This is a genomic window from Acidithiobacillus ferrivorans, from assembly GCF_016250455.1.
Taxonomy (GTDB): Bacteria; Pseudomonadota; Gammaproteobacteria; order Acidithiobacillales; family Acidithiobacillaceae; genus Acidithiobacillus; species Acidithiobacillus ferrivorans.
In genome coordinates, this window is record NZ_CP059488.1 from 2,203,602 (window position 1) to 2,217,278 (window position 13,677).

15 protein-coding genes are annotated in these 13,677 nt (G+C 53.1%); 9 read left to right on the forward strand and 6 right to left on the reverse strand.

The features are described 5' to 3' along the window. Window positions 1–271 precede the first annotated feature (271 nt). The 6 genes from H2515_RS10990 to H2515_RS11015 all read right to left on the reverse strand — a co-directional run bounded on the left by H2515_RS10990 (window position 272) and on the right by H2515_RS11015 (window position 7,688). A complete protein-coding gene (locus H2515_RS10990; protein ID WP_198660117.1) occupies window positions 272–1,240 on the reverse strand; it encodes a hypothetical protein in 969 nt (322 codons plus the stop codon). Continuing rightward, the gene (locus tag H2515_RS10995; protein WP_198660118.1) at window positions 1,203–2,015 is read right to left on the reverse strand and encodes a hypothetical protein; all 813 of its coding nucleotides are present in this window, start codon (window positions 2,013–2,015) and stop codon (window positions 1,203–1,205) included. The genes H2515_RS10990 and H2515_RS10995 overlap by 38 nt, the downstream gene beginning before the upstream one ends. A gap of 293 nt (window positions 2,016–2,308) precedes the next feature. Further along, complete coding sequence (locus tag H2515_RS11000; RefSeq protein ID WP_198660119.1) at window positions 2,309–3,415, reverse strand: J domain-containing protein; 1,107 nt, start codon at window positions 3,413–3,415, stop codon at window positions 2,309–2,311. A 142-nt stretch (window positions 3,416–3,557) separates the two neighbouring features. Next, entirely contained in the window at window positions 3,558–4,814 is a 1,257-nt protein-coding gene (locus H2515_RS11005; protein WP_232821627.1) for a Y-family DNA polymerase, read from the reverse strand. A gap of 1,417 nt (window positions 4,815–6,231) precedes the next feature. Further along, on the reverse strand, window positions 6,232–6,963 hold the full coding sequence (locus H2515_RS11010) for a hypothetical protein (protein ID WP_198660121.1): 732 nt from the start codon (window positions 6,961–6,963) through the stop codon (window positions 6,232–6,234). Between the two features lie 8 nt (window positions 6,964–6,971). Further along, window positions 6,972–7,688, reverse strand: coding sequence for a cytochrome b/b6 domain-containing protein (locus H2515_RS11015; protein WP_198660122.1), 717 nt, complete (start codon window positions 7,686–7,688; stop codon window positions 6,972–6,974). Between the two features lie 265 nt (window positions 7,689–7,953). Between H2515_RS11015 and H2515_RS16115 the strand changes: the two genes are divergently transcribed. The 9 genes from H2515_RS16115 to H2515_RS11055 all read left to right on the forward strand — a co-directional run bounded on the left by H2515_RS16115 (window position 7,954) and on the right by H2515_RS11055 (window position 13,672). Beyond that, a complete protein-coding gene (locus H2515_RS16115) occupies window positions 7,954–8,247 on the forward strand; it encodes a hypothetical protein (protein WP_232821360.1) in 294 nt (97 codons plus the stop codon). Between the two features lie 16 nt (window positions 8,248–8,263). Continuing rightward, window positions 8,264–9,079, forward strand: coding sequence for a carbohydrate porin (locus H2515_RS11020; RefSeq protein ID WP_232821361.1), 816 nt, complete (start codon window positions 8,264–8,266; stop codon window positions 9,077–9,079). Next, window positions 9,076–9,651, forward strand: a complete 576-nt coding sequence (locus tag H2515_RS11025; RefSeq protein ID WP_232821362.1) for a hypothetical protein — start codon at window positions 9,076–9,078, stop codon at window positions 9,649–9,651. The genes H2515_RS11020 and H2515_RS11025 overlap by 4 nt, the downstream gene beginning before the upstream one ends. Window positions 9,652–9,798: 147 nt before the next feature. After that, entirely contained in the window at window positions 9,799–10,053 is a 255-nt protein-coding gene (locus tag H2515_RS11030) for a hypothetical protein (RefSeq protein WP_198660123.1), read from the forward strand. Window positions 10,054–10,337: 284 nt separating this feature from the next. Next, window positions 10,338–10,493: a hypothetical protein gene (locus tag H2515_RS11035; RefSeq protein ID WP_198660124.1), complete on the forward strand. Its 156-nt coding sequence runs from the start codon at window positions 10,338–10,340 to the stop codon at window positions 10,491–10,493. A gap of 98 nt (window positions 10,494–10,591) precedes the next feature. After that, the gene (locus H2515_RS11040) at window positions 10,592–11,503 is read left to right on the forward strand and encodes a DMT family transporter (protein ID WP_198660125.1); all 912 of its coding nucleotides are present in this window, start codon (window positions 10,592–10,594) and stop codon (window positions 11,501–11,503) included. Between the two features lie 386 nt (window positions 11,504–11,889). Continuing rightward, a complete protein-coding gene (locus H2515_RS11045; RefSeq protein WP_198660126.1) occupies window positions 11,890–12,513 on the forward strand; it encodes a S26 family signal peptidase in 624 nt (207 codons plus the stop codon). Beyond that, window positions 12,510–13,055: a M48 family metalloprotease gene (locus H2515_RS11050; protein WP_198660127.1), complete on the forward strand. Its 546-nt coding sequence runs from the start codon at window positions 12,510–12,512 to the stop codon at window positions 13,053–13,055. Before H2515_RS11045 ends, H2515_RS11050 begins: the two co-directional genes overlap by 4 nt. Beyond that, entirely contained in the window at window positions 13,055–13,672 is a 618-nt protein-coding gene (locus H2515_RS11055) for a lytic transglycosylase domain-containing protein (protein ID WP_232821363.1), read from the forward strand. The genes H2515_RS11050 and H2515_RS11055 overlap by 1 nt, the downstream gene beginning before the upstream one ends. Window positions 13,673–13,677: the final 5 nt, after the last annotated feature.

The window sequence follows — 13,677 nt, forward strand, 5'->3', positions numbered from 1 at the left end:
CTTCTGGCCGATATTACTCGTCCCAAAGCCAGACGGGAAGGTCCGCTCCCGCTGCCCTGCCGCCGTTCGTAATCGCAGGTCGCGTGGGTGATAGGCAGCCGGCAGAGAATCGGATTCCCGTGACCAGACTGCTTAATTCATCCCTGTTTTGCACAAAACGGCACATGTTGAGAATGATCCTGGTTAACCAGTCCTTGCACGCGACAGGCATTTCTCCCGCCACCCCCCTCACAATCTCCGGTCAACCACTTTTTGCATATAGCTGAAATTTTTATAGTCGAACGCTGAGGAAGTCAACCAAATAATTGATCAGCGAAACCGCTTTGAGGCTATTCACTTGCGTGCCATAGTCGAACGACTCCCCATGCAAAACCAAGTGCCGATTAAGTTCCCGCCAGCCTGTCAGGCCCTGGTCTTGAATCCTGCGATTTCGGTCGCCTCCACTCGCGTTGATCGGCAGGACGTTTGCCAACGGGCTAAGCATTGCCATTGAGAACGCATCTCGGGCGCTAGCAGTGACATGGAGCGAGGCTTTCGGCCTCCCAGTTGCGCGATCCTTCATGAAAAAGTGATAACCCGTCAGATCTAAGCACGCCCCGTCCGACTGGGCAAGTAGCACGGGGACGGATAACTCAAATTCCCCGCGACGATGCGCCGCAAGTGCTGCGCGAAGAATTTTCTCCCGATTTGGGAGAACTTTGATGAGATGGTCCTCGATGTCTTGCAAGCGATCTTCATAGTGCTGAGTTAGGATTAAATCAACATGGACAATCTCGCCAGCAAGCAACAATTCCTCCAGGTGCCACAGATCAGATATTCCCAGCTCACCGTCGAGGTACCAGCCATTTTCGCCCAGCGCCGATTGAAGCTTCGGGGGCATCTCGCTCAGTGCGACAGTCATTCCGGCAAAAACCGGAGCCAATCGATCCGAAATCGCCTTGTGCCACTGCCCGACCTGCTGGAACACATCGGGCAATTTGATCAGCGCTGGGCGCCACTGCTCCATGATGCTGGCATAGCGCTCTTGGAATCCTCTCATTACAGACTTGAATGCCTCTTGGGCGGCAGCATGTTGCTGACGCTCGTGCTCGCTGGTCGGGAGGCCTTGCTTGATCCTCGATTCGAGCGCCAGCAACTGCCCCAAAGACAGAGGCTTTGGCATTTCCGGGCGAGAGTGGGCATAACTCGCTGTGGCTTGATCATCACTTGACATTGGAACCGCCCATTTCTGATCTGACATGTTCGGATGGGATGCCGCGGTGTCTGTCAGGAGATGCAGAACGAATCAGTGCCGCCCCAAGCTGCCGCGTGTTCATTGGGTTGCCTTGGCCATTTCTCGTGTCAACGCCAAGATGCGCAGCAAATTGATGTAGCAGAGGCATCGCGGGACTTTGGATAAGACTATCTTTGAGGACTTCGATCGTTCCCGTCTCCATCTGACGAATTGTGAAGTCGCCTAGATATGCTTCGCAGGGGGGACTACTCGGCCGAGCCACTCGTGGTTGCTTCGGCGCAGAGATTGGCGCAAGTGGTAGGGAAACGCGCACGCCGGGTGGCCTTTGCTGATTGATCGTGCGTGCGGTCGCTGTGTCGGGATTGAATTCAATGATGCTTACATCTGACGGGATCAGGTGCCCATTTGCTCGTGCGTAGAACTCTGCTAGCGTCTCGGACCGCCTAGGGTGCATGGCTTCGAGCACAAAGAGGACCTTGCGGTAGCGTGTGGGAGCCAAGAGGAAGTAGTACATCGCCTCGTTCCACACAGTGATCTTGGCGCTCGGCATGTTGCCAGTCTCTGTCCAAGTATGGGACTTGCATTCAACGAGAAGCGGAGGTTTTTCGCTGCCCAAGTCGAAGCGATGTGGCTTGAGTATCTCGGCAACTCCAATAGGCACGCTGAAGGAGGGCGAGAGGGCAAGGCCTACATGCTCGACGAAGTAAGCGGCAGCTTCCCCTTCAAATTCGCGACCGACGTGTGCGTTTGACCTCGTGTTCGTGCGTTGATGACTGGTCATCTCCTCTCCGATTTGATTGTCTCGAATTTAAGAGCCAGAGGGGGCTCATAGAGGCCGTGACACCAAGTCTAATGGCAAAAATGTGTGGCCGCCAACTACTGCTCGGTCGAACTTCGGTTGTTCGTGGTGCCGTCACTGAACGTCCGCTTCTGGCCGATATTACCCGTTCCCAAGCTGGACGGGAATGACTGCAAACGCTGCCCTGCCGCCGTTGAAGTCTGTTGGTCGGCAGCTGCATTCCGCCCATTCACCCAACTATACGGTCGCTATTTTTAGTGGCTGTGGCCCTCGCATCAGTAAAATTCATCGTCGATATAATCTTCCGAGGCCAATTCGCGTCGTCCAGTCTTGATCCAGCGTTTGAGGTAGGCGGGTTGCGCAAGTCGTTTCATCTCCTGCCGTAATCCGCTAATGTCCTGTCGGGTTGCCTGAATGGTTTCCTGAATATCCCGCGACAGACCATGCGGTGAGTGTATGGCAAAAAGGGGTATCCCGAGACTGCCGGCCAGATGCTGCTGAAGTGCCTGCATTTTACCTTTTAAAGTGGCCAGATGTTCCTTGAGAGCCTGGTTATACTTTTTCAAATGCGCATCGCCCAGCTTATGGACCGCTTGCGCGTCCATCAGGCCCAACTCGTGCTGGAGAGCCAGCAGTTGCAAGAGATCATTTTCCCCATAGGCCTGATTGATCCGTTGCATCAGCGCCGTTTTCTGGGCACGTATGACCGGATCCGCCTCCCGGTCGGGATGCACGGCGCTGACCAAACGCCGATAAATGCCCTGCAGGGACTGGTGGATCTGCCCAGCCTGTTCTGCCTGACGTGCTTCTTGCGCCTTTTGCCGGGCCGTTTTGGGTCTGGTACGTTGGCTTTCTCGCTGTGACTGCGTTTGTGGCGTTTCCTCTTCCGTCCATGCCTTTGGGTTTTCTGAAGACCCTTTTCCATCACCCGCAGCTTCAGGGTTTAGGTTGAAAAAATCCTCCATGGACGCTTTCATCTCGGCGAACATGGCCTGTTCTTCTGCGTCGGGGCCGCCATGCCGATCATGTATTTCTTGCAACTGTGGATCGGAGGATTCCGTCATGAGGTTCTCGGCCAAGCGGGCGATCATCTGGGATAGGGTCTCGTTATCCGCTTTCCCCAGTTTCTGGGTCAGACTGATGGTGTCCAGCTGAACCAGCAGCTGAATGCGTAATTGCAGATGCTGGTCCCGCAACGGCAGAAGGTCCTTGAGTACACGCTTTCGCGTCGCCTCCATAGCAGATTCCCAATCGCTCATCTGCTGGCGGGCTTTGGCAATCTGCTGGCTGAGGCGGTTAAAAGTCTTTTGTTCCGGCGACAGCGGGTTGTCGGTCTGTGCCGGTGGCGTCAACACCAGCGCAGGAAATCGTAATGGGGGCATGCCGATGTCCAGAAATAGGGGAAAGGTGAACCGTGACACAAGTCTACGCCGGTGCTCTTTCATGGCGCAAACGCGCTTTCCCGGACACACCACCCTCCCGCACGCTGCCTTTTATCTATACCGGAATAGAGGCTGATCTCGGTTATTCCAGCTTTGCTCTGGCCAGATCCGCCCATCGTGTCGTGTAGGCAGGGGACTTGTTGCCGCGTTTCATGGCCCATCCACGCGGTTCCTGCAGACCGGCCACGCCCGGCTGCAGGGTGCCGCTGCCAAAACGCGCATTCACCTGGTCCAGCGTGATCATCAATTGATTGGCGCGCGCCTCATCTTCTGCCGACGTAAAAAGGTCGGCCTGCAAGGCATCCGCCGAGGTGATCTCCAGGAGATGCACGCCCGCCTTGGCATAAGCCAATCCCGACCGATACATGTCCACCAGTGCGATGCGGCCGGCCTGCAGGAACACCCGGGTATCCTGACTGGGATGATTCAGGGCGACGGTTCTCGTGGCATGATATTGCGGTAGATGGGCCTGAAAGGGGCTGGTGTGAATAAACACCCGCAGGGCACCGGCCACCGAACCCTGACGACGCAGTTTATAGGCGGCCTTTACGGTATACAGGCTGATCGCTTCGCCCAATTCCTCTGCGCTGGTTACCCGGCCGAAGGATCGCGAGGATTGAATCTCCTGCCGGGGCGGCGGGATGTCCACCATGGCGATGCAAGGTTCCCCGCGCAGTTCCCGTATGCTCCGTTCCATGAGGATACTGAAGCGCTTGCGCATCAGCGCGGGATCCGTCTGCCGGAGATCCCAGACCGTCTGAATTCCCGCCTCCTGCAATCGCGTGGTCCACTGGCGACCCACCCCCCAGACTTCGGAAACCGGCAGTTGTTGCAAGAGACGCTGCTGATCCCCTTCAGCCAGATCGTCCCACACGCAGACTCCCGCATATTCAGGCATCTTTTTGGCGACATGGTTGGCGAGCTTGGCGAGCGTCTTGGTCGCTGCGATGCCTACCCCGACCGGCAATCCCACCCATTGCCGGACTCTCTGCCGGGCCGCTTGTCCCCTGTGGAATAGTCGGTCTTGCGCAAAGCCCCGCAGATCCAGGAAGCATTCGTCGATACTGTAGACTTCCTGAATAGGGCTGAAGGTCGAAAGAATCCCCATCATGCGATTGCTCATATCGGCATACAGGCTGTAATTGCTCGACAGGGCGATGATTCCTTCCCGTTTGGCCAGCTTCTTCATCTGAAACCACGGTGTCCCCATGACCACACCCAAGGCCTTCACTTCAGCCGAGCGCGCGACAACACAACCATCATTATTGGAGAGCACCACCACGGGCCGCCCTTCCAGATCCTGGCGAAACACCCGTTCGCAGGAAACATAAAAATTCACACCCAAGTAAACGGTCGATGGACATGATGGTTTCGTTGTTAAATCAATGAGATTTCTTTCTTTCCTTTGTCCATCGAATCTGACGGAATGATGGACATTATGGGTGGATCTTGTCCATTTTTCTAGATTCAATTTTCAATCATATGCGGCTATGAATGCCCATGCTCGAAAATGTCTATTAGATTTTCCCGCGTTTTGATGGAACCGAAGATATCGCGGTGCGCTGCACAAATAATGCAATTCAACCGGTAAAGCGTGAGCACGTTATGGTGGACGGGCGCCGCCTTCCGACCCACAACTGCCGCCCAGCCTTCAAGACCATGACGGTCTGATATTCGAGGTCGATCTGCCATTCAATTATTCGAGGTGAATGCCGGGTCATCGGCCTAAGCGGACAATCGTAGTCTGATTCTCCGCAGCTTGCTGCGGGGTGGGTTATTTTCTTTGGCTATATGCAAAATCTGGTTGGAAACCTATGGCCTCAGAGGCCAAAAACCTTGATGATATTTACTTGCCATGGGTTGGAAGGTGAAAATTGGTGAGGAGCGCGTGCAGAAGGCTTCTGGTAGGAATGAGATTGTGTCCAGTTTGCGGAGCGATGATCTCTACTCCCCCCAATCCGGTCAGATGCCTCCTGTAGAGATTTTGTGCTGAAGGGCCGGAATAGACTGTTATGTATACCTCGCGATTATGTATAGCAGTAAAGTTGCGAGCCTTGCTACAACTGGGTCGCACGTCCGAAACCTACTCGCGGACTCTACATAATAAACGCTGTTTTGGAAATGCCAGTAAGATGACTGACCACCGGCGGTGCCAAATATTGGTATCAGGCTTTTCGCTCGGAAACAGTGGTATGATTCACAGACGACCACCTCTCCGAGCAGTAAATCAATGGTAATCCAAAGATCTCAGGTCCGCATTGTGGCCATGAATCAGACCGGTAGTTGGGGTGTTGATCTGCAGCGCATGCAGAGCGCTGTCGTGGTGAACTGCTCCGGGCCGCCCAGTTTTATGTATAGCATAGCGACACCGTTCGTACCAAATGGCCAGCATTGACAGGGCTTACAGCCAGCTCGACATGCACGCTATACATAATCACGAGGTATACATAACAGTCTTTATGTATATATATACATAAAGACTGATTGCGGACATTGGGTTACCTAATCGCGTAATGAAATAAATAGCCTGGCCCGCTGAATTGCACTATGCTTTTCCCAGCACAGCCTGCCTTGCAGGAGAGGTCACCATGGCGATGGCACGACAGGCTTTTCGCCGAGCATCTGTAATCGATACCTTAGCGCGGAAACTCTCCAGACACAATGATACATAAGGTCTGGCCTGATTAAACATGAAAAAAAGCCCCATATAGCGGGGCAAGACGAGGAGGGACTACGCATAGATGGCAGGTATCAATTTATCTGGATAAACACGAGTGATTGATGCGCACATTGTCCGGGCCGCTATTGCTGCCGCCGTCATGCTTTTTGCGGTACGTCTCTGACGTATAAAAAGCGATTAATGATATCAACACTATTCCAAGCATGGGCGACCACAAAAGAAGAGGTATCCGGTGACTCACTTCCGCTGAACAATGTGAATAGTTTATCGAGCCTATAACATAAAAATACCCTAGCACAATGAGCGCGCATGAAACTGCCACCGCTAGAATTCTTGCGCTGTGCAGAATAAAAATCATGCTTCGGTTTTTTGTGTGACGTTTGCGTGACATCGTCAGCAGCGCACCGGTGGCTGCAAAAAAAACGACGAAGCACAATAGAATCAGCCCATTATATTCTAACAATCGATATCCAGCTTTATTGTACTCGGAAATGGTTTGCAGGCTAGAGTGAATCGTTTTCCCTTCCCACGCGCCCAGGTGGGCATCTGAGTACCCATCGAGAGCGGCAGCGGCATTTACAGATTTTTCTATAGTGACCGCACTTGCATCACTTGAAACTTTCGTGTTGCCAATTATCTGTGCCACCCCTGGCGTCAATCCGGTGATTGACCATCCGCCCACCTGTACCGTGGTCGCAAGAGCAACTCCTGAAAATAGGGATATTATCAGGATAGGAGCCAACATCTGGAGCTGGCGTTTAATAAAATGATATACATTGTCTGGTATATGTGAATAAGTGATAAACATTTTATATTTCAACCGTTATCAGCGTGTGCATGAGATATGTCGCCTGCCGTAAATGTCGGATTGTTATTTTCATCCGGATTAAATATAAGCGCTTTATATTCCGCTTCTGTAAACTCCTTGTATCCATGAATCATGGCTGACGTTATGTTATGCTTGCCATTTATTTCGCGCGCAACAACGGCTGCCAGGTGAGCCACAACAAAAGCTATCAATGCAAAGAATAAATATTCATGAACCGTCATCCATGGAGAGTTCATCTGCGTTGTGCCGCCGGGCATAAACGATAAAAAAATACCTATGGCGACCTGTGCTAGCGCAATGATAAAGAAAACAATATAGACGGGTCCAGCAAAAGCGTTGTGCCCAAGGCTTGGCGGGCATGGACGGCGAAACAGGGTTATATAGTAGAGGAAGGTTTCCTGCCAGTCGCGCCGTTGATTTGGGGTAAGCGGCAGCATATCTCGCCAGCGTAACGTCTGTGGCCCCACAAAAAGCAGGGCGATTCGCAGCGCCAGACCAGTGGCAAACGCGTATCCTATATAAAAATGAGGTACATTTACACCAAACATCATGGCCGTGGATAATTCGTCACCCCAAATAAAAAAAATTGCCCCGGTGGCGAATTGAGCCATCAGGGTAATGACCAGCCACCAATGTAGGATACGCGAAAACAAGCCCCATGTTTTTACTGATACAACCTCTTTATTGCATGTTACATTTGCCATTCAGCTTACCTCCCATACCCACGCCCACGCCCAACCAGTGTCCATTGCCAGCACAGGACCATGCAATCGATAGCATTCATCAAGGCTCCACCATACCAAAAGCTACTTAAACAGACACTGCGGCAAATTGTCGCACCGCACCGGGTGCGACAATTTGCCGCATTCACAATTCTACAGGTCCTCAGCATAATCGCCTGTCTTATGAGTTTGTTTATCATCTTTTCACTATGCCATGGCCTTTTGGCCGTTGACCTAAGGTAAAAATATGTACACAGATCGACATATTACAATGTGTCGTACGCATCGTCCCGTCTGGTTGCTTTGCCTGGGGATATGCGCCTTAACCTGTCAGACCGTATCCACAGCGGATGCCGCCAGTCTCAGCAATGCGTTTTCCTGGAATCTGCACCTCAGCGTGGATGGCGCGGACAACTTCTCTGGGGGCGCGGCACCGGGAGCGGTGGGCAACGCTACCGGCAAAGCGGGTTTTGCATTTAATACCGCGCGCGCCGGATGGTGGTCCGGCCGGTTGGTCACCGAGTTTTGGCGATCAAAATAGCAGCCCGGAGAAATATGTGGGCGATATTCAAGGCGTCAACAACCTGACCGGCCTCAACAGGGGCGCACTCTATAAACTGTATTACCGCCAAAATATGGGCAATGCCACGTTGCGGGCAGGACTCATCAGTGCCAATGATTATTTCGATGCGAGCGGGGTGGCGAGCCGGTTCTTGAATGTTTCCTTTGGATTCACACCGACTATTGGTGTCAATGTGCCTGCCGCGTCTTCCTATCCGTTCTCCAGTCTGGGCGTGATGGGAAGTTACAGCGCACACGGTTGGACCGCCATGAGTGGCGTATTTGAAGGCGATGCCATCCACCCTTTACGGAACCCCTATCATCGCGGCGACATGATTTTGCTGGAGGCCGATCGGAGTGGGTCTGTGGACGGCGGCCACTATACGGTGAAGGTCGGCGCCTGGCAAAACAGTCAAATCCCTCAATACCAATCTGCCTTGGGTAACGATACCAGTGGTCTGTATTCCATAGAAGAATATCGGTGGAAACAGGATGGGATGGCTTGGGGGGGATTCCTGGAGTTAGGCGCCGCGCCCAATCCGGTCAATACCCTGCCATGGTATCTGGGTGCCGGATTACGGCTTCGTCATTTCTGGTTGGCCCGTCCTGGCGACAGCCTGGGAATCGGCATGGCGCGGGCATGGTTGCGGGGTACGCCGCACAGGGCGGAAACCGACGTTGAATGCTACTACTCCGCCAAAATCATATCCCATCTCTATCTCCAGCCTGACGTGCAATATGTCATCCATCCAAGCGGAAGCTATCCCAACGCCTTGGTGGGACTGCTCAGACTTCACATGCGATTCTCATGAAATTAGCAGCTTGTCTCTACAATATAGGACCTACTATGACAATAAAGTCACGATGGATGCCATTTATATTTGCACTGGCTGTAACCATTCCAGGCTCTGCGCTAGGTGCAAATATATCGCAAATACGAGGCTTTTATAGCTGTGCATTACCACCTACGTTGGCGGTTTACCACGACGCTATTGTCGCATCAAGAGATCTGGCAAGCCATCCTGATTTTTTCAAAAACAAACACCCCGGTTCCTCGTTTAACGAGGAAAGTTGGCTTTATGCCTTATATGCCATAAAAGCATTGTCAAAATGTACAATACCACTCGGTTTAGAGGGATCGAGAAAATCCTTGCGCATGGTTAGTAGCGCAAAAGATATACTAGATAGATATATATCATTCACATGGTCACCAACGCGTTTAAATCTAGCCAAACAGTGGCCAGAAATACAGTCTGACTATGACAATATAAGAATATTAACAGGAGGGTATTTTCAGAGCTTAACTGTGCCAAAAGGCGTTATAAAAACAGATGGAAAGTATGAGGCGATGATCCATATGCAAATGATGATGAGAAAAAACTAGGTTATTACTGGCGTGCATAATGGCCAGATAAACAGGTCTGTTGTAGCATTATATACCGCGGCAAAGGGAACGTGTAATTCATCCTCTTTTCCACGGCCAACTGATAAATCAACCCATCAACCAATAAATGCTATTAAAGAGTGCGTCATGAAACATAAAAAACTTGCTTGGTCTATTACGCCAGGCTCCACTTTTGCCGTAGCCCTGGACGATTTGCCATTGACCGCCGTGTCAGTCGAAGCGGCGATCCAAGCCATGATGACTGTGCAACCGATAGCCCTTGGTACCGCTGCAAAGAGCGAATTTTATATTGTTTTACGCAGGTTTGAAGCAAGAGAAGGGCGTTGTTTTTGGGTCAATAAAAATCCGGCTAATTCCGGGTTGAAAAAGCATGTTTCCTAAAGCTTTGTGCGGCAGCATTTCAACGTAGATTTTCTGCGAAGAAAAACATGGGATATAGGTGCTTCCATATATTTGTCGATTGCAACATATTATGCTGCTAATGATAACATTGAGCGCATTTAAATGGTTCGTTTTCATGTTAAACGGTGGCAGTCTATTTGCATTTTAAACACCGCTTAAAATCACCACCTCTCCTTATTTAGCCCACGCATGTGGGCTTTTTTTTGGAAATTATAGTTGTTACTTTTGCTTGTAGAACAATGAAATAAGGCGACGACTATGCCATGCTTTTTCGCGACGAGGCGCAGATTCGCGCTATCTCTCCCGATATGACCCCGTTGCAGAGGTTGGATCTGCGCCGGGTAGCCATTACCCCCACGGGGAAAGGCGCCGGGTGGCGCGGCAGTTTGCCCGCCACTGGGCTGGGTTTAAAGCCATAGCCGCGCTACAATAGTTTGGTTTCACGCTGCCAACAGGAATGGTTATGCCGTAGGGCCAATCAGCCCTACGATCAATCATGTATTAAAAAGGATCTTCCATGAAAGCATCCCGTCATGGCACTCTGCTGCCGTTGGCCGCCGTTGTGTTGCTGTCGCTCATATGGGGTTATAACTGGGTCGTGATGAAGGTGGCGATTTCAGACTGCGGACCTCTACTCTTCGCGGCATTGCGGGTATGGCTGAGCGTGCTGGTATTGATCCCCCTGTTACTTGTCATGAAACGTCCCATGGCTATGCCGCCAGCACGCTATGTGATTCCCTTCGGTCTGCTCCAAACAACGGGCTTTGTCGGCTTTGCCCTTTGGGCGCTGGAGTATGGTGGGGCTGGCCGAACCGCTGTACTCGTATACATGATGCCCATTTGGTTCATGCTCATGGCATGGCAAGCGCTTGGCGAACGGCTCAGCGGGATTGCGTGGCTCGCACTAGCGCTCGCACTCCTGGGCCTGCTGGCCATACTTAAACCGTGGGATTTTTCTGGGAATTGGCGCGGCACCCTATTGGCCTTACTCGCCGGGATCTTCTGGGCCGCATCAGCCATCTGGCAGAAGCGTCATGCTCCGCCGGGGCAAGATCTTTTTACTGTGACTCTCTGGCAAACGGCCATTGGCGGATTGGGGCTTGCCCTCATGGCCGGGATCGTGGACCCCCTCACCATCCATTGGACACCGGCTTTTATCGGCGCGCTCCTTTACAACGCCCTTCCCGGAACCGCACTGGCCTATTTTCTCTGGGCCTACGCCCTGCAGAACTTACCTTCGGGAATCGCTGGTATGGGCACTCTCCTAGTACCTCTCATCGGCGTGGCAGCAGCATGGTTACAATTGGGGGAACGTCCTGGAATATGGGAAAGTGCGGGTATGGTCGTCATTTTTATGGCCCTGGCATTGGTAAGTTGGCAACATTTACGGTCAGATGCTCGCGAACCTACACCTACCCCTCAGGAATAGGTTATGTCATTTGTCACGAGAACGCGCCTATGTGAGGACTTTTTGTGCGGCAACCAGAAGGCTCATTCACAATTCGAATGACGGTAAACGCTGCCCTGCCGCCGTTGAAGTCTGTTGGTCGGCAGCTGCATGCCGCCCATTCACCCAACTATACGGTCGCTATTTTTAGTGGCTTTGGCCCTCGCATCAGAAAAAATCATCGTCGATATAATCTTCCGAGGCCAATTCGCGTCGTACTGTCTTGATCCAGCGTTTGAGGTAGGCGCGGTTCTTGATGAATGAAGTGGATAAGCGAATAGTCCGCGGCCAGCAGCTAGGCTTGTAGCACCCATCTACAGACATCCCCCGCTATACCCTTGTAAGCAATCCGCTTGCAGGAGTTTTTCATGGCGGCAAGAAAATGGAAGCACATCATCGGCGCGGTAGCCACGGTCGCCATGTGGACCGTGATCACCGTCGGCGTCCTGACTATGGCTGTGGCGTCCCTGAGCGCCGCTGACCGTCTGTCCCTGAACACCACGACCTGTTTCCCCGTGGGCTTCTATCAACGCGGCAACACCCCCGTCTCCCTGAAAGACGGCGACATGGTGTATCTTTGCCCGCCCATACATAACGCATCGATGGGCCAGGCTATCCGACGGCGTTGGATTTCTCACACCTCAGGCGGACCCTGGGCCTGCCCTGGACACCTCACCCCCTTCCTCAAGAAGGTAGTCGCCCTACCCGGCCAAACCGTTCTCGTGAAGAGCGACGGCGAATGGGCCGATGGCGAGAAATTACCCAATAGTCAGATGATGATCACCAGCCCCGGCGGCCGACAAGTGATCCACATGCCGTATGGCAGCTATCACATCAAGTCGGGCACCTTCTGGGACTATGCACCGGGCAATTACGCCTACGACAGCCGGTATTACGGGCCAGTACCCATCGGTAACATCATCGGGTCGGCCAAGCCTTGGCTGGTGATACCCGGATCACAGTACTGGCTGCAGAAAGGGAATCAAGAATGACAACGCTTGACGACATCCAACAGGAAGCCGAAGTGCTCTGGCGGGATGGCCAGGGGGAGTGGCCCTGCCCCACCGTTGGATTGTTCACATCGGATTGGAAACGCCAGCTCACGGGCTTCGGCTATACATCGTCCCAACATAGGGTCTTCCTGCATACCAAAACCCTGACCGACCCGGAGCTGCGCTGCTATGTCCTGGCGCACGAGATGGGGCATGTAGCCCGGCACCATCCGACCAAAAAAGACGCCATCGTTTGGTTTCTGGCCATCCTCCTGCTTTCCATGTCGGTCATGATCGGACTGTGTCAGGCCTTCTGGTTGGCGGCGCTGGGGGGCAGCATCGTGGGTCTCTATGCCCTACCCCAGGCCGAGCGCGCTGCGGATCTATGGGGCGCTCAGGCCCTGGGAGGATATCATCTCGGTGATCCCAAGACCGGCGCATACGCCATGATTCGCGGCATGCAAATCGCCATGGTCGCCTGCGGCAAGCCCAATGATTCCATCATGCAGGATCGGCTGCAGAACCTTCGGAACCGGTTCTGATGCTGCCCATTCAGCCGGCCATTCAACAATGCGCAGCGAAAATTGCGCCAATCACCATGGCGGCGATCGTCCGGGTGGAATCCGGCGGAGATCCGCTGGCAATGTGGGACAATACCGCTCGCAGAGGCTATCACCCGCATGCCTTGCGCCAAGCCCTGGCTATTCTGCGGCGATTGATGGCGGCCGGTCACCAGGTGGACGTGGGCATCGCCCAGGTGGACACCGAAAACTTCCGGGAATATGGGCTCACCCCTACTACGGCGCTGAATGCCTGCGCCAATCTGCACGCCGGCGCTGAAATTCTGCAGGCCGCATGGAACACTGCGCGGCGTGAATATCCCGGCAATCCGCAACGCGCACTCTTCCATGCGTTCGAGATCTACAACTCGGGTGCGCCCATCGGCGACCGCGGCTATGCGAATCACATCCTGGCTGCAGCGGTCATACCCGTTTATATCCAGGGCGATGGCGCCATGCGCTATCACGCCGTGTCGGCCGCCGCATTTGCCCTGCCCGTTCAAACGATCTGGGATCCTGCGGCACAGAAGCCGGGCGACGGTTTCATGCAGTGGACAGTAGCACACCCGAGTTCGACAGTTAATCTCGCAACTCCTTGATATTG